General features: G+C 68.8%; 21 protein-coding genes and 1 tRNA gene. 14 read left to right on the top strand and 8 right to left on the bottom strand.

The genetic code is table 11. The features are described from left to right. The first annotated feature begins 13 nt into the window (after positions 1-13). The 4 genes from ACZ6O0_RS12780 to ACZ6O0_RS12765 all read left to right on the top strand — a co-directional run bounded on the left by ACZ6O0_RS12780 (position 14) and on the right by ACZ6O0_RS12765 (position 3,196). Entirely contained in the window at positions 14-1,459 is a 1,446-nt protein-coding gene (locus ACZ6O0_RS12780) for an ABC transporter substrate-binding protein (protein ID WP_465765000.1), read from the top strand. Next, complete coding sequence (locus ACZ6O0_RS12775; RefSeq protein ID WP_465764999.1) at positions 1,456-2,208, top strand: SDR family NAD(P)-dependent oxidoreductase; 753 nt, start codon at positions 1,456-1,458, stop codon at positions 2,206-2,208. The genes ACZ6O0_RS12780 and ACZ6O0_RS12775 overlap by 4 nt, the downstream gene beginning before the upstream one ends. Positions 2,209-2,398: 190 nt before the next feature. Beyond that, positions 2,399-2,662 (top strand): hypothetical protein, encoded by a 264-nt coding sequence (locus ACZ6O0_RS12770; RefSeq protein ID WP_465764998.1) that lies wholly within the window; start codon positions 2,399-2,401, stop codon positions 2,660-2,662. Positions 2,663-2,752: 90 nt separating this feature from the next. Continuing rightward, a complete protein-coding gene (locus tag ACZ6O0_RS12765) occupies positions 2,753-3,196 on the top strand; it encodes a GNAT family N-acetyltransferase (RefSeq protein WP_465765596.1) in 444 nt (147 codons plus the stop codon). Positions 3,197-3,677: 481 nt separating this feature from the next. Here the strand turns inward: ACZ6O0_RS12765 and ACZ6O0_RS12760 are convergent. Then, positions 3,678-3,750 (bottom strand) — tRNA-Thr (locus tag ACZ6O0_RS12760). 30 nt (positions 3,751-3,780) lie between these two features. On the opposite strand from ACZ6O0_RS12760, the gene ACZ6O0_RS12755 reads away from it, so the two are divergent. Continuing rightward, positions 3,781-4,989: an MFS transporter gene (locus ACZ6O0_RS12755; protein ID WP_465764997.1), complete on the top strand. Its 1,209-nt coding sequence runs from the start codon at positions 3,781-3,783 to the stop codon at positions 4,987-4,989. Here ACZ6O0_RS12755 and ACZ6O0_RS12750 read toward each other — a convergent pair. Continuing rightward, entirely contained in the window at positions 4,919-6,112 is a 1,194-nt protein-coding gene (locus ACZ6O0_RS12750; protein WP_465764996.1) for an MFS transporter, read from the bottom strand. The two genes, ACZ6O0_RS12755 and ACZ6O0_RS12750, sit on opposite strands and share 71 nt — an antisense overlap. Positions 6,113-6,170: 58 nt before the next feature. Between ACZ6O0_RS12750 and ACZ6O0_RS12745 the strand changes: the two genes are divergently transcribed. Further along, a complete protein-coding gene (locus ACZ6O0_RS12745) occupies positions 6,171-7,547 on the top strand; it encodes a pyridoxal phosphate-dependent decarboxylase family protein (RefSeq protein WP_465764995.1) in 1,377 nt (458 codons plus the stop codon). Here ACZ6O0_RS12745 and ACZ6O0_RS12740 read toward each other — a convergent pair. Continuing rightward, positions 7,533-8,129, bottom strand: a complete 597-nt coding sequence (locus ACZ6O0_RS12740) for a TetR/AcrR family transcriptional regulator (RefSeq protein WP_465764994.1) — start codon at positions 8,127-8,129, stop codon at positions 7,533-7,535. The two genes, ACZ6O0_RS12745 and ACZ6O0_RS12740, sit on opposite strands and share 15 nt — an antisense overlap. Before the next feature lie 95 nt (positions 8,130-8,224). Between ACZ6O0_RS12740 and ACZ6O0_RS12735 the strand changes: the two genes are divergently transcribed. Continuing rightward, entirely contained in the window at positions 8,225-8,521 is a 297-nt protein-coding gene (locus ACZ6O0_RS12735) for a DUF4287 domain-containing protein (RefSeq protein WP_465764993.1), read from the top strand. Here ACZ6O0_RS12735 and ACZ6O0_RS12730 read toward each other — a convergent pair. Then, positions 8,511-9,320 carry an amino acid-binding protein gene (locus ACZ6O0_RS12730; protein WP_465764992.1) on the bottom strand — a complete coding sequence of 270 codons (810 nt, stop codon included), beginning with the start codon at positions 9,318-9,320 and terminating at the stop codon, positions 8,511-8,513. The genes ACZ6O0_RS12735 and ACZ6O0_RS12730 overlap by 11 nt on opposite strands. Positions 9,321-9,393: 73 nt before the next feature. Between ACZ6O0_RS12730 and ACZ6O0_RS12725 the strand changes: the two genes are divergently transcribed. Further along, on the top strand, positions 9,394-10,134 hold the full coding sequence (locus ACZ6O0_RS12725; protein WP_465764991.1) for a TrmH family RNA methyltransferase: 741 nt from the start codon (positions 9,394-9,396) through the stop codon (positions 10,132-10,134). A 59-nt stretch (positions 10,135-10,193) separates the two neighbouring features. Continuing rightward, positions 10,194-10,340, top strand: a complete 147-nt coding sequence (locus ACZ6O0_RS12720; protein WP_465764990.1) for a hypothetical protein — start codon at positions 10,194-10,196, stop codon at positions 10,338-10,340. 65 nt (positions 10,341-10,405) lie between these two features. On the opposite strand, the gene ACZ6O0_RS12715 is transcribed toward ACZ6O0_RS12720, so the two are convergent. Then, complete coding sequence (locus ACZ6O0_RS12715) at positions 10,406-11,311, bottom strand: GIY-YIG nuclease family protein (RefSeq protein WP_465764989.1); 906 nt, start codon at positions 11,309-11,311, stop codon at positions 10,406-10,408. A 195-nt stretch (positions 11,312-11,506) separates the two neighbouring features. Here ACZ6O0_RS12715 and ACZ6O0_RS12710 point away from each other — a divergent pair, with 195 nt between their 5' ends. The 3 genes from ACZ6O0_RS12710 (at position 11,507) to ACZ6O0_RS12700 (ending at position 17,982) form a co-directional block, all read left to right on the top strand. Then, positions 11,507-14,509: a ricin-type beta-trefoil lectin domain protein gene (locus ACZ6O0_RS12710; RefSeq protein ID WP_465764988.1), complete on the top strand. Its 3,003-nt coding sequence runs from the start codon at positions 11,507-11,509 to the stop codon at positions 14,507-14,509. Positions 14,510-14,574: 65 nt separating this feature from the next. Then, complete coding sequence (locus ACZ6O0_RS12705) at positions 14,575-15,702, top strand: serine hydrolase domain-containing protein (protein WP_465764987.1); 1,128 nt, start codon at positions 14,575-14,577, stop codon at positions 15,700-15,702. A 957-nt stretch (positions 15,703-16,659) separates the two neighbouring features. Beyond that, positions 16,660-17,982, top strand: a complete 1,323-nt coding sequence (locus tag ACZ6O0_RS12700; protein ID WP_465764986.1) for an esterase-like activity of phytase family protein — start codon at positions 16,660-16,662, stop codon at positions 17,980-17,982. 468 nt (positions 17,983-18,450) lie between these two features. Here ACZ6O0_RS12700 and ACZ6O0_RS12695 read toward each other — a convergent pair whose 3' ends face one another. Further along, on the bottom strand, positions 18,451-19,212 hold the full coding sequence (locus ACZ6O0_RS12695) for a phytanoyl-CoA dioxygenase family protein (RefSeq protein ID WP_465764985.1): 762 nt from the start codon (positions 19,210-19,212) through the stop codon (positions 18,451-18,453). A gap of 89 nt (positions 19,213-19,301) precedes the next feature. Between ACZ6O0_RS12695 and ACZ6O0_RS12690 the strand changes: the two genes are divergently transcribed. Next, entirely contained in the window at positions 19,302-20,048 is a 747-nt protein-coding gene (locus ACZ6O0_RS12690) for a helix-turn-helix domain-containing protein (protein WP_465764984.1), read from the top strand. A 13-nt stretch (positions 20,049-20,061) separates the two neighbouring features. On the opposite strand, the gene ACZ6O0_RS12685 is transcribed toward ACZ6O0_RS12690, so the two are convergent. Then, positions 20,062-20,913: a DUF1028 domain-containing protein gene (locus tag ACZ6O0_RS12685; protein WP_465764983.1), complete on the bottom strand. Its 852-nt coding sequence runs from the start codon at positions 20,911-20,913 to the stop codon at positions 20,062-20,064. 193 nt (positions 20,914-21,106) lie between these two features. Between ACZ6O0_RS12685 and ACZ6O0_RS12680 the strand changes: the two genes are divergently transcribed. Then, the gene (locus ACZ6O0_RS12680; RefSeq protein WP_465764982.1) at positions 21,107-21,649 is read left to right on the top strand and encodes a hypothetical protein; all 543 of its coding nucleotides are present in this window, start codon (positions 21,107-21,109) and stop codon (positions 21,647-21,649) included. Here the strand turns inward: ACZ6O0_RS12680 and ACZ6O0_RS12675 are convergent. Beyond that, positions 21,622-22,872, bottom strand: a complete 1,251-nt coding sequence (locus ACZ6O0_RS12675) for a DUF4142 domain-containing protein (protein ID WP_465764981.1) — start codon at positions 22,870-22,872, stop codon at positions 21,622-21,624. The genes ACZ6O0_RS12680 and ACZ6O0_RS12675 overlap by 28 nt on opposite strands. Positions 22,873-22,954 lie beyond the last annotated feature (82 nt).

Here is a 22,954-nt window from a genome sequence, read left to right as displayed (position 1 = left end):
GAGTGGAACGATCATGACCGGATTGACACGTCGCAGTCTGCTCGGCGCATCGGTGCTCGCCGTCGCCGGCGCCGCGGTGGGATGCAGCAGCTCGACCGACAAGGCCAGCAGCGCGAGTGGTGGTGGTGCCACCGGATCGCTGGACTGGTGGGATCACTTCAGCTCGTTCAAGCGTCTCAACGACGACTGGGCGAAGACGCAGTCGTCAGCGCTGAAGACCAACGTCGCCCACACCTACTACGACGCCTCCAAGGCAACGCAGGCGTTCCAGCTGGCGCATCAGGCCAACAAGATGCCGGACGTCTACTCCAACGTGATCGGGTTGCCGTTGCCCGCCCTGGTGAGTGGCAAATGGGTGCACGAGGTCACGATTCCGGCGGACGTCAAGGCCAAGCTTCCCAAGGACGCCTTCACCGAGGGCATCACCCAGCTGGACGGCAAGCTCTACGGGTTTCCGATGTTCAGCTTCCGGCAGAGCTCGACGCTGGTCTGGGCGAACAAGGACCACTGGTCCAAGGCCGGGCTTGATCCGGACAACGTGCCCACGGACTACGGAGCCTTCAAGGACGCGCTGGGGAAGCTCAAGTCGGCCGGGATCCAGCCGCTCACGTTGGCGATCGGTGCGGATGGCGGACGCATCCGTGACCAGGTCGACGACCTCGCGCAGACGGCCGGCTTCCCCGGGTACCAGGGTCTGCAGTTCACCACCGGCGAGTACGCCTATCACCACGACGCGTACGTCACGGTGATCGAGTACCTGAAGGAACTGAACGACGACAAGCTGATCATGCCCGGCTCGAACAACTTCGGTGTCGTCGACGCCCGGACCCGGTACGCCTCCGGCGCGGTCGGAACGTTCATCGACGGCATCTGGTGTGCCGGTGGATCGAAGGCGCTGGCGCCGACGATCGTCGACAAGCTCGCGTCCGGGCAGGTGCTGGTGCCGACCGCCGGTACGAATCCCTGGTGTTACCGCGGCCGGCCGAGCTCGGGGTACTTCGTGTCCGCGGACAGCAAGAACCCTGAGGCGGCCGGGCAACTGATCGCATCCTTCATGTCCGAGGACTACCAGCAGGGCATGATCGAGGCGATGGATCAGCCCCCGCTGAACCTCGACCTCGTCGCGTCGTCGAAGGCGGTCGACGCCTACAAGAAGGGCGTCGACTTCTGCAAGGCCAACGTGTTCCTGATGCCGCAGGCGATCGTGAAGAACCCGGCCCAGGCGAAGGTGGACGCCCTGCGCAAGCCGGTCACTCCGCATGTCGGCAACATCGTCCAGGGCTACCTGGGTGGATCGATCAAGGACCTGAAGGCCGCGCTGAAGAAGCTGAGCGACGCCACCTCGGCTGATCGGGCCCAGGCGTTCCAGAAGGCGAAAGCGGCCGGAGCCAAGGTCTCGGAGGACGACTACGTCTTCACCGACTGGAGGCCGGGCCAGGACTACGGGGCCGCGAAGTGAACCGGAGCGCGGTTGTCACCGGGGCGGCCTCACCGCGCGGCATCGGACGCGCGACAGCACTGCTGCTCGCCGAACGAGGCTGGCACATCGGCATCCTCGACATCGACGCGGAGGGCGGCCGCGCCCTCGCCGAGGAGATCACCGACAAGCACAACGTGAAGTCCCACGCCGTCGCAGCCGACGTGTCCAACGAGCCCGAAGTCCGCACGGCGATCGACGAACTCGAGGCCGCGCTCCCCCCACTCGCGGCCCTGGCCAACATCGCAGGCGTCAGCTCCCCGGTCCCCTACCTCGAACTGACCTCCGACGAGTGGCACCGCGTCATCAACATCAACCTGAACGGCGTCCACTACGTCACCCGCCGAGTCGCCGAATCCATGGTCCACCACGGCTACGGCCGAATCGTCAGCATCTCCTCGACATCGGCCCAACGAGGCGGCGGCACCTACAGCAAAACCCCGTACTCCGTCGCGAAAGCCGGCGTCATCGGCCTGACCCGAGCCCTGGCCCGAGAACTAGGCCCCCACGGAATCACCGTCAACGCAGTAGCCCCCGGCCCCATAGACACCGACATCATGGGCGGCCCCCTAACCCCCGAACGACGAACCTCCCTGACAGCCGACCTCCTCGTCAACCGAGTAGGCGACCCCTACGACGTAGCCTCCGCCATCGCCTACCTACTCTCCGAAGAATCCACCTACATAACCGGCCAAACCCTCAACATCGACGGCGGCCTCTATATGCACTAACGACCACGAGCGCGCCCGGCCACCCCGCCGCCCTGGCCGGCCGCGCACCCCAAGCCACGACCCCACCGCTCGGCATCTGCGTGGGGCTGGTTGGTTCGACCTCGCTGCCGCCTGCCCCCAGCGGACGATCGAGACCTTCCAAAGGCGTGGTGTCGTTTCGCTTCAACGACCACCGGGAAAGCATTCCGTGATGAGCACCCACAATGCGCCCCGGAACATCGGCGGACAAGGTGTCTGGGATGCCGCGGTGTTCGGCTGGCGCCGCTTGGCGCAACAGCCGTCGGCCGAAGGAGTGTTCACCTGGGAACCGCTCGGCGAGGCCGACTGCTTCTGGTGGACCGGTCGGTCCGGCAAGATCGCGCACCAACTGTTCCTGAGTGCGCCATCAAGGCAGGCATTGACCCGGTCGATGCACCTGGCCCTGGACTCGCCAAACCCCTCAGGCCGGCTGTGACTTCTCCATCCGCATCCTCGATCACCAGGATCTCGCGGCAGCACTCGACGAACTCCAGTCCACCTCCTCGAACACCACGCCCCTGATGCTCTGCGAGCTCGCCAACCGCCCGACGCCACCGCCCTCGAAGTTCACCACCGCCGTCATCGGCGATTCCGAGGAACGGGCCCGACTGCTCCGCATGGTCGGCGGCGTGTACGAGGACCCGGACGGCCTGACCGGCTTCTTCCAGGCACCGGCGCCGCCGACATCATCGGAGCCTTCGACGGCAACACCCTGGTCTCGTCAGCGACCGTCGCCACAGCCGGAGACACGGCAAACCTCTGGTCAGTCGCCACGCCCCAGGAGGAACGCCGCCGCGGCGCAGCGTCAGCAGTCGTCGCAGCGGCGCTGGACCATGCCGTCGCCGCAGGATGTGCCCGGGCAAGCCTCGGAACCTCAGACGAACTAGTCCCCTGGTACACCCGCTTCGGTTTCACCGAGGTTGGCCGCGAGCGCACCGCGACAATCAGCCAGCCCACCGCGGCCACCTGACCGGCCCGACCGTCGCCTCCCAGCAGCCACGAGGAGACGCTCCCGCCCCAGCTCGGCGCAGGCACCGGGCCAGCGGGCGAAGTGATCGCTGCTGCTGGCTGGTAAGTGCATTCCGGGAATCTCCCGCGCGCGGCCGTCCGTCTTGAAGACGTAGAGAAGGTTGTCAGGCTCGCGGATCGTTGGCGGATCGCACGGAGCCAAGGGTCGGTCATGCGAGCGGCAGGCGTGGAGTTGCGAGTGCGGCGTCCCTGATCGGCGTGACGGACGGTTGGCTCATGGACGGGCGCCGACCCGGGGCAGTCGGGGCGCGCGGTAGCGCGCAGGGTGCCGGCGGCAGCCCGCAAGTACGCCGGCTGCGGCCGGCGAGGGATGTGCCGGCGATGAGCCGGAGGGTGGGTGGGAGCGGGCGTAGCAGGCGTGACGAGGAGCGTCGCGACGAGGAACGCCTGCGTAGCACGCGTGGCCGGACCAGTACATGAAGAGCCGGTGAGGGGACTCGAACCCCTAACCACCGCTTTACAAGAGCGGTGCGCTGCCAGTTGCGCCACACCGGCGGGTGTTGTGCCGGTCCATACTAAGGGATCGTGTGGGGGCTGTTGCGGGGGTCGCCGGGGTTTCGGCGGTTGTGGGTGGCTCGGTCGGTGTCGTTTCTGGGCGACGCGCTCGGGCTGGTTGCGCTGCTCTTGTACGTCGAGGCGTCGACGGGGGCCGCGTTGGCGGTGGCGTTGCTGCTGCTGGCGGGGGATTTCACGCCGGGGTTGTTCGGGGCGTTCGCGGGGGCGATCGGGGACCGGTTCGACCTGAAACGGGTCATGGTGACGTGTGACCTGGTGCAGGGGGCGCTGACGGTCGTGATGGCTGCCGTGTTGCCGCCGTTGCCGGTGTTGCTGGTGATGGTGGCTGTGCGGAGTATCACGGCGACGGTGTTCCAGGCGAGTTCGCGGAGTGCGATGCCGGGGCTGGTCAAGGATGAGGAGCTGGAGACGGCCAACTCGGCGCTCGGGGCGGGGACGAACGGGCTGGAGGCGGTCGGGCCGCTGATCGCGGCGGCCCTGTTCCTGATCACCGACGTACGCGGGATCCTGCTGATCGACGCGGTCACGTTCTTCGTCTCGGCGGTGCTGCTGAGCCGGTTGCCCAAGCTGCCGCCGAACGAGCCCACGGGGCACAGCCTGTTCAAGGACGCGCGTGACGGCCTCGGTTACATCTGGCGGACCAGCGAGGTCCGGGTGATCGGGCTCGGGTTCTTCGCCGTGGTCGCGTTCAGCGGGGTCGACGACGTCGCGATGGTCTTCCTCGGCAAGGACGAACTGCACGGGACCGACTCGGCCGCGGCGACCTTGTACGCCGGAGTCGGCATCGGGCTCGTGGTCGGGTTCGCCCTGCTGGCGAGGTACGCGACCCGCTTCAAGATGCCGGTCCTGATGCTGATCGGGTTCGCGGTCGCCAGCGTCGGCAATCTCCTCACGGGTCTCGCCTGGGCGATCTGGGCCGCGCTCGCGCTCCAGGTCATCCGCGGTTTCGGCATCTCCGGTGTCGACGTCGGGATCAACACCCACCTGCAACGCGTCGTACCGGCCCACCTGCGCAGCCGGGTCTTCGGCAACCTGTACGGCGCGATCGGCCTGGCCGCCGGCCTGTCGTACGTGTTCGGCGGGCTGTTGCTCCAGCACACGAACGCCCGCGTCACGTTCGTTGCCGCAGGCATCGGTGGGCTGGTGGTTACGGCTGCGACTGCGATCGGAGTTCGGCGATCGGCCGGCGGAGAGCGCGAGCCCCGGGTACGGCGATAAGCGCGATCGCCGCCATCACCAAGAAGGCGGCCGTCGGGTGGTCGACGAGCAGCCCGACCACGACCGCCACCACCAGGCCGCCGAGGTTGCCCGCCATCCAGATGAGGCCCGCCGCGGTTCCTTCGGCCTCGCCCGTACGCCGTTCCACGAGTTCGAGCACGATCGGGAGCGCCGGGAGGAGGAGCAGGCCGATCAAGGTGATCGCGACGAAGCCGGTAACCACGCCAGGGGCAACGGCGAGCAAGGTGCAAGCGGCTGCGGTGACGGTGAGGCTGACGACAAGGAGGGCTGATTCGGCGTGGCGGCGGGCGACCAGGATCGGGATCACGGCGCAACCCAGTACGCCGGCGACGACGTTGATCAGGAGGATCGTGCTAGCAGTCCCCCCGCTCACCCCCGCCGGCTCCAGGAGAGCCTGGGCGAAGGTGCTCATGGCAACGAAGACCCCGAACGGGAAGATCGCGAGCACACACAGCCGGCGGATCAGTGAATCACCCCAGGCGATCCGAAGGGCACTGCGATCCGGACGCAACAGAGGTACTTCGAACCCACCCTGGTTGCGCAGAACAAAGACCAGGAAGAGAGCCGCGAGGACGCAGAAGACGGCCGTCACGGTGAGCATGGTGGGCAGGTCGTCCGCGGTGGTGAAGACCGCGGACAGCAGGAACGCGATCACCATGCCGGCGAAGATGCTGGCCGTGCCCACGGCGATCCCCGTCGGACGGTCTCGAGGGGACAGGTACCGGCCGGTGATGCCGGTGACCGCATTCAGTACGAGCGGCTGCGCGATCGACGCGATGATCTGCCCGGCCAGCAGCCAGCCGTAGTCGTCCCCGATCAGCCGGACGCCGGCACCCACAGCGGTCAGCAAGGCGCCGACGATCAGCCCGGCCCGGAACCACCGGTCCAGGATCAGGCCGCACGGGATCGCGAGTACGACGTACAGCAGCGGGAAGACCTGGGCGAGCCAGCCGATCGCGCTCTCGGAGACGCCGTACCGGGTGGCCGCGACCGTGGTCACGCCGGCGAAGTTCAGCCAGACCAGCTGGGTCGCCGCGCCGACCAGCGAATAACCGGCGATCGCCGTCCAGCGACTCCCCGTCACCACTCCAGCCCTTCGCATGGCCGAACTGTAGTGCCGTCACACGCTGCATCACACGATCCCGGCGTACAAAAGAGGCATGGTGGATTGGGAGGGACCGCTCACGGAAGCGTTCGAGCGGGCGACGACGTACTTGGCCGGACTGCCCGAGCGCCCGGTCGGACCGCGGGCAACCGCGGCGGAGCTGCACGAGGCACTCGGCGGTGCGCTGCCAACCGGCCCGACCGATCACCGGGAGGTGGTCGCTCACCTCGCGAAAGGCGTCGAGGAAGGGCTGCTGCCGAGCGGCAGCGGGCGGTTCTTCGGCTTCGTGTTCGGTGGCGCGACGCCCGCGGCCCTCGCCGCGGACTGGCTCGCCACGGCCTGGGATCAGAACGCCGGTCTGTACGCCGCCGCGCCCGCCGCGGCCGTGGTCGAGCAAGTCGCGGCCAACTGGCTGGTCGAGCTGTTCGGACTGCCGCCCACCACGTCCGTCGGCTTCGTCACCGGCGCCCAGATGGCGAACTTCACCGGACTGGCGGCCGCCCGTCACGAGGTGCTCCGACGCGCAGGCTGGGACGTCGAGCGCGACGGCCTGATCGGAGCACCGCCGATCCGGGTGCTCGCCGGGGCTGAGCGGCACGACACGATCGACCGGGCACTGCGGTTCCTCGGTCTGGGGACGAGCTGCATCACGCCGATCGCCGTGGACGATCAGGGGCGGATGCGAGCGGACGCACTAGCCGAAGCCCTCGACCGCGAGCAGCAACCGACGATCGTCTGTGCGCAGGCGGGCAACGTGAACACCGGCTCGTTCGACCCGATCGCCGAGATCTGCGACCTCGCCCACGCGGCCGGCGCCTGGGTCCACGTCGACGGCGCCTTCGGCCTCTGGGCCACCGTCAGCCCGGCCCTCCGAAGTCTCGTCGACGGCATCGACCGCGCCGACTCCTGGGCGACCGACGCGCACAAGTGGCTGAACGTCCCGTACGACTCCGGCCTCGTCTTCTGCGCACACCCCGAACCCCACCGCGCCGCCATGTCGATCAGAGCGGCGTACCTGATCCAGGACGAGAACGGGGAGCGCGATTCGCTCGACTTCAACCCCGAGTTCTCCCGGCGGGCCCGCGGGTTCGCCGTGTACGCCGCCATCCGGGCACTCGGGCGGTCCGGGATCGCCGAGATCGTCGACCGCTGTCACGCGCTGGCACGCCGCTTCGCGGACACGCTGGCCGCGAACGGCGTCGCCGTACTGAACGACGTCGTGCTCAACCAGGTCCTCGTCCGCTTCGGCGACGACGACGCCCTGACCCGGCGGGTGGTCGCCGCGGTCCAGCAGGAAGGCACCTGCTGGATGTCAGGCACCACGTGGCAGGGCAAGGCCGCCATGCGCATCTCCGTCACCAACTGGACCACCGACGAGTCCGACATCGACCGCTCAGCCGCGGCCGTTCTCAGTTGCCTATCGAGCAGCTGACAGCTCGAGAGTGGCGAGGGCCGCGGTCAAGGAGTCGCGGAGGGGCTCGGGGCGGCGCAGGGTCTGGGACAGCAGTATGCCGCCCTGCATTGCCGCGAGGATCGTGTTGGCGAGGACGTCGAGGTCGGCGTCTGGACGCAGTACGCCGTTGTCGCGCATGGTCCGTAGTCCGGTGCGGAAGCGGTCGAGCCAGCGCTCGTAGCCCTCGGCCAGGTGGGCGCGGGTCGCCGGGCTCGCTTCGGCGAGCTGACCGGCGAGGGCGCCGAAGTCGCAACCGCCCTGGAACTTCCGGGCGGCCTGGCGGGCGACCACTCGGTCGGCCCACCGATGCCAGGCGTCGAACGAGTCGAGGACCGGCTCGCGGTCCAGCAGGGTGTCGGCCTGCCAGCTGATGACGTCGTCGATCAGCGTCCGCTTGTCGTGGAAGTAGTGCGTCAACTGCGAACCACTCACCCCCGCGGCCCGCCGGATGTCTTCCAGCTGCGTACGCGCGACGCCCTGCCGGTGCACCAACTCCGCCGTGGCCGCAAGGATCCGCGCCCGCGTCGCCCGGCCCTTCACGGTCAGTCGATTGTCACCCATCCAACGACTTTAGCGCTGTGTGTCGATTTCGCCCCCGGCCGTTCGACGCCTGGGTGAAGGGGCGCACCAGGCGCCTGAGCAGAGAGGCGGACACCATGTCCTTCCAGGCGTACCTGGACAAGATCGAGGAGAAGACCGGCCGGACCCCGCGCGAGCTGGTCGAGGTCGCGAAGGGGCGCGGGTACGACGCCGCCGACGTGAAGGCCGGCGTGATCATCGACTGGCTGAAGGAGGACTACGACCTCGGCCGTGGACACGCGATGGCGCTGATCCACGTGATCAAGAACGGTCCGGAGATCAGCGACAAGCACGTCGGCCGGAAGGGCCCGCACGGCGACCCGACCAACGTCCTCTGGCTCGACGGCAAGGCCACCAACCCGCTCACCGCCTGACCCCGAGCTCGGCCAGCTCCGCCAACCGGTGGGCGCGGGCGGATTCGGCCGGGGTGAACGGCTCGCCCGGACGGGTGAAGGCGAACAGACCGGTCCACGGCGACGGGATCTTCAGGACAGTGCCGTCCGCGGGCAGGCGGGAGGACAGCGTGGCGTGGTCGGTGACGAGACGCGCGCCGAGTAGCTCGGCGACGGCGTGCGGGAGCTCGGCCGGGTCGCCGACCACTCGCGCCGACAGGCTGAGCGCCTTCGTCTGGCCGTCGACCAGGGCGAGCGTTGTGGTCGGCCACACGTGAGCGTCCCGGCCGCCGGCGTTCTCGATTGCCGCCAGCAACAATCCGCCGTCGACCGGGTCCGGGGTCGAGACGACTAGTTCGTCGCGAACGCCATCGTCCAGCGGGTGGACGTGCAGGCCGAGGATGTTCGCGTCCAGGTCGGCCAGTTGATGCGTCAGCCGCTCCAGCGCGCCGGCCCGGTCGTCGAGCGTCACCCGGATCCGCCACAGCGCCCCGAGCCCGGAAACCGGTCGGGTTCGTGGAGCGTGCAGCCAGGACCGCAGCAGGCGCATCGTCGACGGCTCGATCACCCAGATGACCAGGGCAGTGGTCACGGTCACCAGCACGCTGACCGCGACGAGGTACGCCGGATGCAGCCACAGCACGACCGCGTGCAGGGCGAACTCGACCGGGAAGATCGCCAGCAGCTTGGCCAGGGTCAACCGCAGTCGCCGTGGATGCGGGAGTCGCCCACATACCTCACAGGCGGTTCCGCCGATGAGCGCCGTACGCAACTGTTCCATGCCACTGAGCGTGACGGACCGACGTTGCCCGGCTGTTGCGGCGGCGTGAAGTTGTCCGGCGTACCGTAGGCGGGTGGAATCGAGGAAGTCGCCGCGGGACAAGTGGATCACGGTCTACGGGCGCAAGCCCGTGCTCGAGGCGCTGCACGACCCGGCGTTGTCGGTGGCGAAGGTCGTGCTGGCCGACAACGCGACCGGGTCGTCGATGCAGGAGATCCTGCGGGCGGCGGAGAAGTACGGGACGCCGGTGGAGCGGGCGACGGCCAGCCGGGTGAAGTGGCTGGCCGGGAACGGCAAGCACGACCAGGGCGTGGTGGCCGATGTCGACGCGCCCCGGATGACGCCGCTGGAGGAGTTCGTCCGTACGCGCGGGAAACGGCCGACGAACGTGTTCCTGCTGGACGGCGTGACGAACCCGGGCAACGTCGGCATGATCCTGCGGACCGCGACCGGCGCCGGGTTCGACGGCGTGATCCTGCCCCGGGCCGGTACGCCGCATGTCGGGCCGCTCGTGATCAAGGCGTCGGCCGGGATCGCGTTCCAGGCGCCGATCGTGAACACGTCGACCGCGAAGGCGGCGGTCGACCTGCTCCGCTCCGCGGGCTACCACGTGTACGGTCTGTCGGCCCGCTCCCCCGAGTCACTCTTCAAGGCCGAGCTCGCACCGCGCGCGGTTTACGTCCTCGGCGGCGAGACGAACGGCATCACCGTCTCCACCGACTCCGACCTGCAGATCCCGCTCCACGCCGGTGTCGAATCCCTGAACGTCGCCGTCGCCGCCGCGGTCGTCGCCTTCGAGGTCACCAACCGCTGACCCGCGTGCAACCTATCCCGCCGCCAATGCGTTAACAGCGCAAGCGTGAGGAGGTCTGCATGAAGAGCGAAGCGGACATGCTCAAGGACCTGATGACCGAGGCGGTCGCCGGGCTGCCGACGTACGTCCCCGACCTGGACGGTCTGTTGCGCACCGCACGTCAGCGGGTTTGCCGGCGCCGGCTCGTGCGCCGGCGCCGCCGCTAGCCGGTGATCATCGAACCGTCGCAGCAGCACGACCGCGCCCGGGGATTGCGTCACGACACCTGATGCTATTCAGCGATCGAGTCACGCAGCCGGACCGCGAGCTCGGCGTTGCGTTGGGCAAACAACTGCCAGAGCTCCGGCGTCGACGCCACCCGATCGCGAGCCGTCCGTTCCGACACCGCGCGCTGCGTCCACGTGCACATCCGCCCGTCGCGGATCTCGAAGTGCACGAGTACGCCGTCCGCCCACCCGTACACGTCCGCGTCCCGGGGTTCGAGCCAGGCGACCTTCTGCTCGGCGACGATCCACTCCAGCGCGGTCAGCTCGTCCTGCACCTTCGCCGCGAACTCGAACCGGAGCTCGCCGGCCGCCCGGTCCCGCCGCCGTACCAACTCGTCGCGCAACGTGGCGACCGCGGCCGGATCGCGTTCCAGGACTGCGATCGCGGTCCGGGTCAGCGCGTCGCGATCCTCCGGCCCGATCCCGAACAGCTGCCCGAACTCACGGGCCGAACCGTCTCCGTCGACCGTGTACTGCAACGGCAGTACGCGATGAACGGCCGAGATCGCCTGCCGGATCCGCAGGCCGCCGAGGTACGGACCGAAGTGTGGCGCGGTTCCACTGACCGTGTGCTCGAACCGCAGCCCCGGCCGGCGCGGCCCGTCGTCGAAGCGGATGTAACCGACCACCTCCGCGCCGCCCTCGACCCGGTTCCACCGCGGCTTGGAGTGCTCGAGCAGGTTGCGTTCCAGGAAGGCGGCCTCGTGCTCGGAGTCGCACCAAACCCCTTCTACCCGGGCGATTCGCCGTACCATCCGGGCCAGTCGTGGGCGGTCGCCGAGATGGTTCCAGTACGACTGCACCCGGCGCCGCAGGTTGCGCGCCCGCCCGATGTACAGCACCTTCCCGGTCTCGTCACGGAACCGGTACACCCCCGGTTCGCCCGGTAACTGCCGCACATCACGCCTCATCACCACAGTGTGCACGCAGAATCTGACTGCGTGTCGACGGTGAGTGGAGTGTTTGAAACGAATACCGGACTGGTATTGCGCGCACGTCAGCGCGGCAGTCATGCTGACCGGCATCTCGAGTGCTCGCAGGGGGTATGTGAGGCCGGGTACCGGGATTGTGGGCCTGGGGGCTTCATGAGGTTTTCCGCCAAAAGGGTGCGTCGCGTCCTGTCCGCGATCTGTGTACTGCTGCTCACACCACTCGTGGTGAGCGAGCCGGCACAGGCCGCGGTGTCGCCGACGGGATTCAGCGAGCAGATCGTGTTCAGCGGCCTGGTCAATCCGACGAACGTCGCGTTCTCGCCGGACGGTCGCGTCTTCGTCGCGGAGAAGAGCGGCCTGATCAAGGTGTTCGACTCGCTCGACGACCCGACGCCGAGTGTGTACGCCGATCTCCGCACGCAGGTCTACAACTACTGGGATCGCGGCCTGCTCGGTCTCGCCCTGCACCCCGATTTCCCTGCGGATCCACGCATTTACGTGCTGTACACACATGACGGCCTGATCGGTGGACCGACGCCGAAGTGGGGTACGCCGGACACCACGGACGATCCGTGCCCGTCACCCCCCGGTCCGACCGGCGACGGCTGCCAGGCCAGTGCACGGCTGTCGGTCATCAACGCGAACGGCGCCGAACAGGTCCTCGTCGAGGACTGGTGCCAGGTCTTCCCGAGCCACTCGATCGGCTCGATCGAGTTCGGCCCGGACGGGATGCTCTACGCGGGCGGTGGTGACGGCGCGAGCTTCAACTACGTCGACTACGGCCAGGACAGCTTCCCCGCCTCCGACGTGACACCCGACAACCCTTGTGGAGACGGGCCCGCGCCCGTCGGTACGACGCTGACCCCGCCGAACGCCGAAGGTGGCGCGCTGCGGGCGCAGGACGTCCGTACCACTGGCGATCCGGCCGGCCTCGACGGTTCGCTGATCCGCATCGACCCCGACACCGGCCAGGCCGCGCCGGGCAACCCCGCGCTGGGGAGCTCCGACCTCAACGCCCGCCGGATCGTCGCCCACGGTCTGCGCAACCCGATGCGGTTCGACTTCCGCCCCGGTACGAACGAGATCTGGATCGGCGACGTCGGCTACCAGAAGTGGGAAGAGATCGACCGGATCGTCAACCCGACCGCCGGCGTCACGAACTTCGGCTGGCCCTGCTACGACGGTCCCGGCCGCCAGCCCGGGTACGACTCCCTCAACGTGAGCATCTGCGAGAACCTGTACGCCGCTGGTCCGTCCGCGGTCAGCACGCCGTACTACACGTACGACCACTCACAGCACATCGTCGCCGGCGAACCTTGCACCACGGGCAGTTCGTCGATCTCCGGCATGTCGTTCTACGAGGGTGGCAACTACCCGCCGGAGTACGACGGCGCCCTGTTCTTCGCCGACTACAGCCGCCGGTGTGTGTGGGCGATGATGCCCGGCAGCAACGGCCTGCCGGACCCGGCGCACATCGTGTCGTTCGCCTCCGGTTACGGATCCACCCGGCTGCAGACCGGACCCGGCGGCGACCTGTTCGCCGTCGACTACGACAACGGCCGGATCCTGCGCTACGTCTACGACGCCACGAACAACCCGCCGACCGCCGTGATCCACGCCGATCCGTCCAGCGGGCCGACCCCGTTGACCGTGACGTTCGACGGGACCGCGTCGAACGACGCCGACGGCGATCCGCTGACCTATGCGTGGGACCTCGACGGCGATGGTCAGTACGACGACTCGACGGCTGCGACCGTACAGAAGACGTACACGACCAGTGGCAGTGTGATCGCACGCCTGAAGGTGTCGGACGGCCATACCACCGGGACGACATCGACACAGATCAACGTCGCGAACACCGCACCGACCGCGCTGATCACCTCACCCGGACCGGCGACGAAGTGGAAGGTCGGCGACCCGATCACCTTCGCCGGCTCGGCCACCGATCCCGAGCAGGGCACGCTCCCGGGTTCGGCGCTGACCTGGACGCTGATCATGCATCACTGCCCGAGCGACTGCCACTCGCACACGATCACCGCCGTGGCCGGGGCGAGCGGCACGTTCACCGCGCCCGATCACGAGTATCCGTCGTACCTGGAACTCCGGTTGACCGCGACCGACGCCGGCGGACTGACCGACGTCAAGAGCGTGCGACTCGACCCGAAGACGGTCGGGCTGAGCTTCGCTTCGCAACCGTCGGGGCTGCAGCTCACCTACCTCGGCAAGACCGCGAAGACTCCTTCGACCGCTACGACGATCGTCGGGTCGAGCGGATCGTTGTCCGCGGAGCCGACCCAGCCGGTCGCGAACCAGCTGTACCGGTTCGCGACCTGGTCCGACGGCGGGGCGCGCAACCACAACTTCGTCGCACCGGAGGCGGCTGCGACCTACACGGCGACGTACGTACCGAAACGCAACGTCGCCCGTGGGCGCGCGACGCTGGCGTCGAGCGTCTACCTCGCCGGGCGGGAGGCGTCGAAGGCGGTCGACGGGTCGATGTCGACGGCGTGGTCGAGTGCTCGCAGCGATCCGCAATGGTTCCGGGTCGATCTCGGATCGGTGCAGTTGGTCAACCGGGTGCTGCTCAACTGGCTGTCGACGTCGTATGCGAAGGCGTATCAGATCCAGGTGTCGGGCAGCGGACGAACGTGGAAGACCGTGTCCTCGACGACGGTCGGCGACGGTGGCACGGACAACATCGCGTTCACGCCCAACTTCGCCAGGTACGTACGGATCAACGCGACGGCTCGTGGGGTCGCGGGGAGCTACTACTCGCTGTGGGAGTTCGGCGTGTTCCAGGACACCGGTCCGATCACCGGGATCGGTGGCAAGTGCGTCGACATCTACCAGGCCGCCACCGCTGACGGGACGCCGACCACGCTGTACACCTGCAAGGGCGCGACGAACCAGCAGTGGACGTCCTCGGCGGACGACGGCACCGTGCGGTCGCTCGGCAAGTGCCTGGACGCTCGGAGTACGGCGCTCAACACGGCCGCGGTGCTGTGGACGTGCAACGGCAGCCCCGGGCAGAAGTGGACACCGCGGGCGGACGGCTCACTGCTCAACGCCGCGTCCGGGCTGTGCCTCGACGCAGCCGGCGGGCTGAGTGCCAACGGGACCAAGCTGATCCTCAACACCTGCACCGGTGCAACGAATCAGAAGTGGGTGCTGCCCTAAATCAGTCGTGGTCGCGGGCTCTCGGACGTAAAGTTGCCCGGCTGATCGATTGAGGGCGGGAGACCATGGACGGCTGGGTGGACGAGGGGTTCGGCGCTGTCGCGGACACCTTCGTGGAGAACTTCGCACTGTTTCCCGAGCTCGGGTCAGCGGTGACCGTGTACTCCGGTGGCCGCAAGGTGGTCGAGCTCTGGGACGGCGAGGCCGCTCCCGGACGGCGGTGGGAGCGGGAGACCGTCGTACCCGTGTTCTCTTGTGCCAAAGGGCTGGTGAGCCTCGTCGTCCACCTGCTGGCGCAGTCCGGGCGGCTCTCTCTGGACGCACCTATCGGTTCCTACTGGCCGGAGTTTGTTGCTGGCGGCAAGGAATCGATCACTTGCCGCATGGTGCTCGGGCATCGAGCCGGGATTCCGGTGCTGGACAAGACGCTGACCTTCGACGAGATCGCGGCCTGGACGCCGGTGATCGAGGCCATCGAGTCGCAGGAGCCGCTGTGGGCGCCGGGGACGTCGTACGAGTACCACGGTCATGTGTTCGGATTCGTCCTCGGCGAGGTGGTGCGGCGGATCACCGGGGAGTTGCCGGGCGCGTACTTCCGTTCTGTGGTTGGGGATCCGCTCGGGTTGCGGGCGTGGATCGGGCTGTCTTCCTCCGAGCTGGGTTCGCTGGCGCGCCTGACCGAGGCCGAGGGACGGCCGCCGATGCCCGGGCCGGAGCACCTGCTCACGCGGATCGTGACGATGAACGGGGCGCTGGTCTTCCCGGGTCTCGACGTACCGCACGGGTGGAACGACCCGGCGCTGCTGGGGATGGAGTTGCCTGGCGCTGGCGCGGTCGCGTCTGCTTCCGGTCTGGCTGGGCTCTACGCGGCCGCTGTCACGGGGATTGACGGTCATCCGCGGTTGCTGTCGGAGGAGACCGTCTCGGATGCCGTGCGCGAGGTCTCGTCCGGGCACGGGTTCCTGGGCTTCGACGCCGGGGCGCGGTGGGGGCCGGGCTTCCTGCTGGACTCCGCCAGCTTCCGGCCGCTCCTCGGTGCCCGCAGCTTCGGCAACGACGGCGCCGGCGGGCAGTTCGGCTTCGGCGACGACGAGTACTGCATCGGCTTCGGCTACGTCACCAACCGCATGATCGGCCACGGCGACGCCCGAGCCACCCGCCTCATCACCGCCCTCCGCACCTGCCTCACCTGACAACACCCATCAGCCGCGCGGCAAACATCGTCGCCGCACGGGCACCGTAGTCCCACAGGCAAAGCAACTGCGGACCACCCTCGGCGGCGGCTAATCCTCCGGCCGCCTCCGGCGGCGTGCGCGGATCCGCGACACGAGCCGGCGTGATCGGCGCCAGGCAACCAGCACCCGGCAACAACGTCGCCGGACTGGCACCGCACTCCACAGACAGGGCAGATTGCGACCACCCGAGGCGGCGACTGCTCTTCTTGCCGCCTTCGGCGGCGGGCGCGGACCGGTGTCAGGAGCCCACGTGATCGGCGCCAGGCAACCACCACCGAGCAACATCGACGCCGGACGTACACCGCAATCCGCAGGCAGAGCAGATACCAGGACGCGCAGCGGCGGCTGCCCTTCCGGCCGCCTCCGGCGGCGGGCGCGGATCCGCGACACGAGCTGGCGTGATCGGCGCCAGGTAACCGGCACCGGGTAACAACGCCGGTCTCCGCGCCCGACAGCACCCGCCAACCAGCGCGGCAACATCGTCGCCGCGCGGGCATCCGTGTCGCCCAGGCAGAGCAACTGCCGGCCACCCTTGGCGGCGGCAGTTCCTCCGGCCACCTTCGGCGGCGTGCGCGGATCCGGGGCACGAGTCACGGGAATCGGCGAGGGAACTGCCCGTCCATGCGGACCTATGCGACTCACCAAGCTGACCGCCAGGGCGTCGCTGTCCCGCCACTGAGCGGTGCGCGCGCAGGTGCCGCGCACTTGCTGAATGGCGCACGTCCGGATCGCGGGGCCACGCGGACCGCCCCGGCCCACGTCCTCGATGTCCGTGGTCCGCGGCATGTTCGGCGTGCTCAGCCGGACGACCTCGTCGTACGCGACTGCTTGGGTTGGCGTTCATGGTGGCGACAGGTGGTGTTCACCGCTTCCGACGAATGTCGCGATGGACGTCCGGTGGAGGGGAGAACGTACATGTCTCGTGGCACGTGGATGGTGGCGACCTCGGTGGTCGCGGTGTCGGCGCTGGCGGCTTCGGCGTTGTCGGCTTCGGCTGCATCGGCGAGAGGTGCGGCGCACGAAGGGCCGCGGGTGGTTGGGACGGCAACGCTGCCGGACATCCCGCTGGGCAAGTTCTCCAACGCGCTGCTGCCTGGCTCGGTCGCGAACGACCGGCGCGTCGACCTCGGCGGGATCGGGAGCGACATTTATCCGGCCGAGCGCCCGGGTGAGTTCTGGACCGTGACCGACCGCGGGCCGAATGGGCAGATCAAGGTCGACGGTGTGAACCGTCGTACGTTCCCGGTGCCCGGCTTCGACCCCGCGATCGTCAAGGTCAAGGTCGACGGGAAGACGCTGAAGGTCCTGCAGGCGATCCCGATCACCACGCGGCATGGCAAGCCGGTGACGGGGCTGTCCAACCAGGAGAGCCGCGACGAGATCCCGTACACGTACGACGCCTCCACCCAACTCCCGCTCAACCTGAACGGGCTCGACACCGAGGGCATCGTCAGGGCGCACGACGGGACGTTCTGGCTGGTTGATGAGTACAGCCCGTCGCTGGTGCACGTGTCCGGCCGGGGTAAGGTTCTGGCTCGGTACGTGCCGAAGGGGCTGGCGCTGACCGGTGCGGACTACCCGGTGATCGAGGCGCTCCCGTCGATCTTCCTGACGCGCAAGGGGAACCGCGGTTTCGAAGGTCTCGCTCAGCTGCCGGGTGGCGACCTGGTGCTGGCACTGCAGAGCCCGCTCCTCAACCCCAGCAAGAAGGTCGGCGAGGCGTCCCGCACCACCCGCCTGCTGCGCTTCTCGCCGCACCGCCGGAAGGTCACTGCTGAGTACGCCTACCAGTTCGACCCGGTCGGCGTTGTCGACCCTGGTGAGGACGACACCAGCGAACTCAAGATCTCGTCAATCGTTGCCACCGGCCCCGAAACGCTTCTGGTCCAGGAGCGCACGGACAACGCCGCTCGCCTGCACCGCGTCGTACTCCGTTCTTCGAACAACTTCCTCGGCACACCTTGGGACTCGACCGCCACCACGCCGTCCCTCGAGTCGCTGGCCGACCCGACGGCGGCCGGCGTACCGGTATTGGCGAAGAAGCTCTTCATCGACCTCAACACCGTCCCCGGCGCCCCGAAGAAGATCGAGGGCATTGCACTCCTCCCCCACAACACCCTCGTCGTCATCAACGACAACGACTTCGGCATGACCGACGGCCCCGCCGCGTTCGACGCCGCCGGCAACCTGGTCGACAGCAAGATCGAAACCACCCTGGTAACCATCCGCCTCCGCTAGCCAGGAGGAACCGGGCACCGACGATCAACAGCGTCACGACGGACGCCGCCCGGAACTGATGAGGCCGCCCCGGCCAACTCCGCGAGGTCGACCCCGGCGAAATCCGTGAGGTCGACCCCGGCGATCTGGCGGCTGGTCGACGGTCGGCCCGGCTGGACGGCGGTTCGCCAGCTGGTCGGCGGTGGGCTCGGCTAGGCGGCGGGTGGGCCAGCTGGTCCGGCGGTGGGCCGGGCTGGACGGCGGTTGGCCCGCTGGTCGGCGGTGGGCTCGGCTAGGCGGCGGGTGGGCCGGGCTGGTCGGCTGAGAGCCACCGCCACGCCCCGGCGTAACTCCCCGGCGCGGCGCCCCGGCGTAATTGCCTGGCGCGGCGACCCGGCGCGGCGCCCCGGACGGACACCTGCCACGGTGCTCGCAGACACCGGTGCACCTGACGGCTGAACACCCGCGCGTCGGCCGGCCAGCTTCATCTCAGTTGGTGCCGGTGACGTCCAGGATGAAGTGTTGGGCGGGGGTTAGGCGTTTGTAGGTTTCTACGCGGAGGTAGGTCTGTTGGTCGAGTTGCTGGGGCAGGTGGCGTAGGGCGAAGTAGGAGTGCATCGCGCGGCGGGGTTTGTCGGTGTGGTTCTGGGTGCCGCCGTGCCAGAGGTGGCTGTTGAAGATGACGACGGTGCCGGCTTTACCGGTGAGCTGGATCTGGTCGGGGTGGTCGGCGCCCGGGTTGGGCATCTCGTCGCCGGGCATGGTTCCGCGGCGGTGGGAGCCGGGGACGACGCGGGTGGCGCCGTTCTCGGGGGTGAAGTCGTCGAGGAGCCAAATCGAATTGCAGACCTCGTACGCGCCGGGGTCGACGGGGTGGCCGGAGTCGGCGTGCAGGGCCTGGTGGCCCTGACCCGGGAGGGCCGCGCGGCTGTTGAGGGACGAGAGTTTGAACTCGCCGAGGACGTGCTGCATCGCGGCCAGGACTCGTGGGTGGCTGAAGCACACCTCGAACCGCGGATCCTTGTTGACCAGGTCCGCTAGGCGGTCGGTCCCCTGCTCCTGATGCACCTCGAGACCGGCGCGGTCGCCCTCGGCCGCGGTGAGCTCGGCCAGCCGCTTGTTCAGCCTGGACACCTCCTCGGGCGTGAGGATTCCCTCGAGAGGCAGGTAGCCGTCGCGGTCGAGCTGGTCCTTCTCGGCTTGCGTGAGTACGTCGTCCGTCACGCCGAGGTCGCGAAGTGCGGTCGCCATGTCCATAAGCGCTCCTTTACAGGTTGCACGAATCGATGTCAGCATCGATCCGACCTGCCTGGAAGACAATGCAGAAGGCGACAGCGGTTATGCACAAATCGCTTCGACTGCTCGGCGCCGGCGTCCACACCGCCGGTCCGGGCAAGGACTATCCGTCGCACGCGCACACCTCATGGGAGCTCGTGTACTACGTACGCGGCCGGATCACGTGCCCGGTCGGTGACGAGACGTACGCCGCGACGCCGGGGACCGTGCTCCTCACCCCACCGCGGACATGGCACGCCGAGCTCAGCCGCACCGGGTACGTCAACCGCTTCCTGCAGGTCGATGCCTCGGCCAGCTGGCCCTGGCCACGCGTCTGCTTCGACGACGGCGAGCGGAGTCTCGGCCGGGTGTTCGACGCGCTCGTCCGCGAGAGCGCACAACCCGTCGAGGACGGCGATCGAATGTGCTCGCTGCTGCTCGGCGAACTGGACGTACTGCTGCGCCGAGCGGCCGCCGCGGCGCCGGTCACCGCGGCGGAACAACTGGTCGCGCAGGCAGAACGAATCTTCGAGGAACGCTTCGCCGCGGGGATCCGGATCGCCGAGGTCGCAGCCGAGCTCGGCATCTCGCCATCCGGCCTGCGGACGTACTTCGCGCGGCTCCGCGGCACCAGCCCGCGTACGGCGCTGCAGAACGTACGACTGCGCCACGCACTAGGCCATATCCGCAACTCCACGCTGCCACTCCAGGCGATCGCAGAACTGACCGGCTACGACTCAGTCAGCCACCTCAGCCGGCACGTCAAAGCCGCCACCGGCTCACCCCCAGGCGCCCTGCGCACCCCAGACTGAGTAGCCCAGAGGTTCAGGAGGTCTTCTCGGCGGACTGGTGGCGGAGTTGGTTGAGGATCACTGGGTCGAGTTTGCCGGGGACCAGGCGTTCCTCGAAGTTCTCTGTGCCGGCCCAGGTGTCGAGGGCCTCGGCCAGGCCGGCTCCGTCGTTGGTGGGGTAGCCGAGGGTTTCCAGGCTGGCGGCGACCTCCGCGGCCAGCGTTCCTGCCAGCGGGAGGAGGCTCTCCGGATCCGGCTTGCCGAAGTACAGCTCGTGGAGGTCGAGCAGGCGGGACAGTTCGTCGATCGGCGTACTGTGGTCGTCCACGCGGAGGTCGATGGCGATGTCGAGCACACCGCCGTACGCCGCCCCTTCGCGCCACACGCGGAGCGCCGCACTCTGGCGCCCGCGGCGGTCTCCACCAGCCTGGTCGCCCGCGGCCAGCGCCGCCAGCAGCCGCCGCTCGAACGGCACATCGGCGCGGTCCCTCCAAGTGGCGGCCATGGACGCCACCACCTGCGGACCGGCCAGGATGTTGCCCTGGATCGCGAACCCTTCACCAGCCTCGCCGCCGGCCCAGTCCAGGCAGGATGCACCCGTGAAGGTCGCGCCCCGCCCGTGGGCGTCGACCACGCCGAGCTGGCGGTGTTCGCGCTCGTCGTCGGGGTCTGTCAGTTGTGCCACCACCTGGTCGGCGGAGACATCGTCGGCGAGCAGATCGAGGCCGTCAGGCCCGAACGAGAGATTGGCCATCGCCTGGGTGGCGACCGCGCCGGCGCCGGCCCGTCCCCAGGGCACCACCGCGCCCACCGCCAGGAACTTCGATGCGACGGCGATCCCCCACGAACCGGAATCCGGATCGAACGCCACGATCGAGAACGTCATCGCACTCTCCAGCCTGCCGACATCGGGTCAGCGCAGCAGTGTAGATCCTCAATGGACGCAGAACAGAACCCCGCGCGCTGCTGATCTGGGCCGACCCTGGTGAGTCAGGACTCGCCGAGACCTGACGCGAGATCTGACACGAGCTCTGGCGCACCGATTCACCGCTGGCCCGGATTGCCGGGAGGATGTGGGCATGGACGAGGACGAGGAGTTCCCGGCTGAGCAGGCGCGACTTGCGGAGGCCGAGGCCGAGGCCATTCGGCAGGAGGCTCAGGACGCCGTCGCCGACCCGGCGGCGCAGGAGGAGTCGATCCGGCAGTCCAACCTGATCTACGGCGGGCTGGCGGCCGCCGGGCTGGTGGTGGTGCAACCGTTCCTGACCGACGACTCGCTCGACCTGTCGGCGACGATCTGCGTGATCGCGTTCGCCGTCTCGATACCGCTGCTCGCCGCGCTCCTGGTGCTGAACCGGCAGGAGGCGTTTCGCCGGCGGACGACCAGATCATGGTTCGTCGGGCTGGCCAAGGCGGTCGCCCAGGGCTCGGCGTTCGCCGGGATCACGGCGGCGTTCTGGCACATCTCCCTGGTGGCGGGGATCGTGTTCCTGGCCGCGGGGTGCTTCGCGGTCGGCGTGCACTCCTCGGGCTACGTGCAGTTGGAGTACGACTCGAAGTTCCGCAGAAGGTTCCGTTCCCGCACCTCGGAAGGTCAGCTTCCCACCGACGGGACGCCGTAGAGCACGAGGTTGTGGGTGTAGCGGTGGGCTGAGTGGTCGTACGCGCCGACGCAGGTCACCAGCGCCAACCGGGGCTTCGCGGCACCGCGGAACAGGTCCTTGGGCAAGTCTTCTTGCAGGTAGGTCCGGCGAGCCACGATCCGGTACCGATGAACGCGTCCGTCCCCGCCGGTCACCGTCACCTTGGCGCCGACCGGTACGTTCCACAGCGACGCGAACACCCCGCGCCCCTGGCGGGCCGTGTCCACGTGGCCGACGAGCAGTACGGTGCCACCGGCCGAGCCCGGCGCCGCACCCGTAGCCCACCAGCCCACGCTGGCCGTCGACTTCGGCACCTGCAGCTGGCCGTCGCCGCCGGTCCCGACCGGCACCACAGGCGCGGCCATGAACCCGGACACCGCCAGTCGGGTCGGCGGAATGGCGGCTTCCCGCTCCTCAGCCGAAGGAGCCGCCTTCGGAACCTCTCCGGCGTCACCGGGCGTCCCTCCGAACACCAGGGCGATCCCGATCACCGACGCCGCGACGCCGACGAGGCGTCGGCGCACCGGGGCCGTCTTGCCGGCGAGGAGGAGTACGCCGATGCCGACCAGGACCAGCCCTGTCCGCGAGCGGATCCGCTGCGCGTCCGCCATCTGCCCGCCGTCGCCGGTAGGCACCGTCGGAGTTTCGGTTCCGACGGTGCAGGAACCTCCCACCAGGTGCAGATGCATCTGGACCACGGTCTGCGCGCCTTGGGCCACGGACTTGACCGCAGGCTCGGTGCCTTTCGTGAGCTCGACCTCGGTCAGCGTCAGGTACTGCTGGTGCTGCTGCCGCTGCAACGCCAGCCAGGCGGCGTCGTACGCGGAGGTCCCGACTTTGGTCGCAAGGACTCTGAGCTGCTCTCGCTGCGCCAGCGAAGGGATGGTGACCAGCCCGATGCCGAGTTGGCTGGCGGCCTCGAGCTCCTGCGCGGCCAGCCTGCGATGGTCACTCTCCAGCTGGGCGCCCACGCGCCGTACGCACGAACTCCGGCCATGGACCTTCGCATCCGCCGCGGCCTGAATGATCGTCAGATTGATCTGGTGGGCAGTGTTCAGGTAGCTGACATCCTGTGGCGTCGGCGCCGCGTAGCTCGCCTGCGCCGTGCCCAGCACCCCCGCCACGACAAGCAGCAGGAACGCCGACAGACGGCCGATCGCCGCGTGCCGGGGAGCCGTCCCCTTGTCCTGTCGCCGAGGCACCTGACCTCCCACCGCTCGGACGCCGGCGCCCTGGTTCGGCGGAGGCCGACGCCTCGAGCAACATTCGTCGTACCGACGACAT

This window comes from Kribbella sp. NPDC048837, from assembly GCF_055586945.1.
Note: the sequence above shows the minus strand (reverse complement) of the source record. Positions and strands in the feature narration are given on the sequence as shown.

Coding starts and splice junctions, on each gene's coding strand:
- ACZ6O0_RS12780 (WP_465765000.1), top strand. CDS start 14: ATGACCGGATTGACACGTCGCAGTCTGCTCGGCGCATCGGTGCTCGCC.
- ACZ6O0_RS12770 (WP_465764998.1), top strand. CDS start 2,399: ATGAGCACCCACAATGCGCCCCGGAACATCGGCGGACAAGGTGTCTGG.
- ACZ6O0_RS12750 (WP_465764996.1), bottom strand. CDS start 6,112: ATGCGAAGGGCTGGAGTGGTGACGGGGAGTCGCTGGACGGCGATCGCC.
- ACZ6O0_RS12745 (WP_465764995.1), top strand. CDS start 6,171: ATGGTGGATTGGGAGGGACCGCTCACGGAAGCGTTCGAGCGGGCGACG.
- ACZ6O0_RS12740 (WP_465764994.1), bottom strand. CDS start 8,129: ATGGGTGACAATCGACTGACCGTGAAGGGCCGGGCGACGCGGGCGCGG.
- ACZ6O0_RS12735 (WP_465764993.1), top strand. CDS start 8,225: ATGTCCTTCCAGGCGTACCTGGACAAGATCGAGGAGAAGACCGGCCGG.
- ACZ6O0_RS12730 (WP_465764992.1), bottom strand. CDS start 9,320: ATGGAACAGTTGCGTACGGCGCTCATCGGCGGAACCGCCTGTGAGGTA.
- ACZ6O0_RS12720 (WP_465764990.1), top strand. CDS start 10,194: ATGAAGAGCGAAGCGGACATGCTCAAGGACCTGATGACCGAGGCGGTC.
- ACZ6O0_RS12715 (WP_465764989.1), bottom strand. CDS start 11,311: ATGAGGCGTGATGTGCGGCAGTTACCGGGCGAACCGGGGGTGTACCGG.
- ACZ6O0_RS12705 (WP_465764987.1), top strand. CDS start 14,575: ATGGACGGCTGGGTGGACGAGGGGTTCGGCGCTGTCGCGGACACCTTC.
- ACZ6O0_RS12700 (WP_465764986.1), top strand. CDS start 16,660: ATGTCTCGTGGCACGTGGATGGTGGCGACCTCGGTGGTCGCGGTGTCG.
- ACZ6O0_RS12695 (WP_465764985.1), bottom strand. CDS start 19,212: ATGGCGACCGCACTTCGCGACCTCGGCGTGACGGACGACGTACTCACG.
- ACZ6O0_RS12690 (WP_465764984.1), top strand. CDS start 19,302: ATGCACAAATCGCTTCGACTGCTCGGCGCCGGCGTCCACACCGCCGGT.
- ACZ6O0_RS12685 (WP_465764983.1), bottom strand. CDS start 20,913: ATGACGTTCTCGATCGTGGCGTTCGATCCGGATTCCGGTTCGTGGGGG.
- ACZ6O0_RS12680 (WP_465764982.1), top strand. CDS start 21,107: ATGGACGAGGACGAGGAGTTCCCGGCTGAGCAGGCGCGACTTGCGGAG.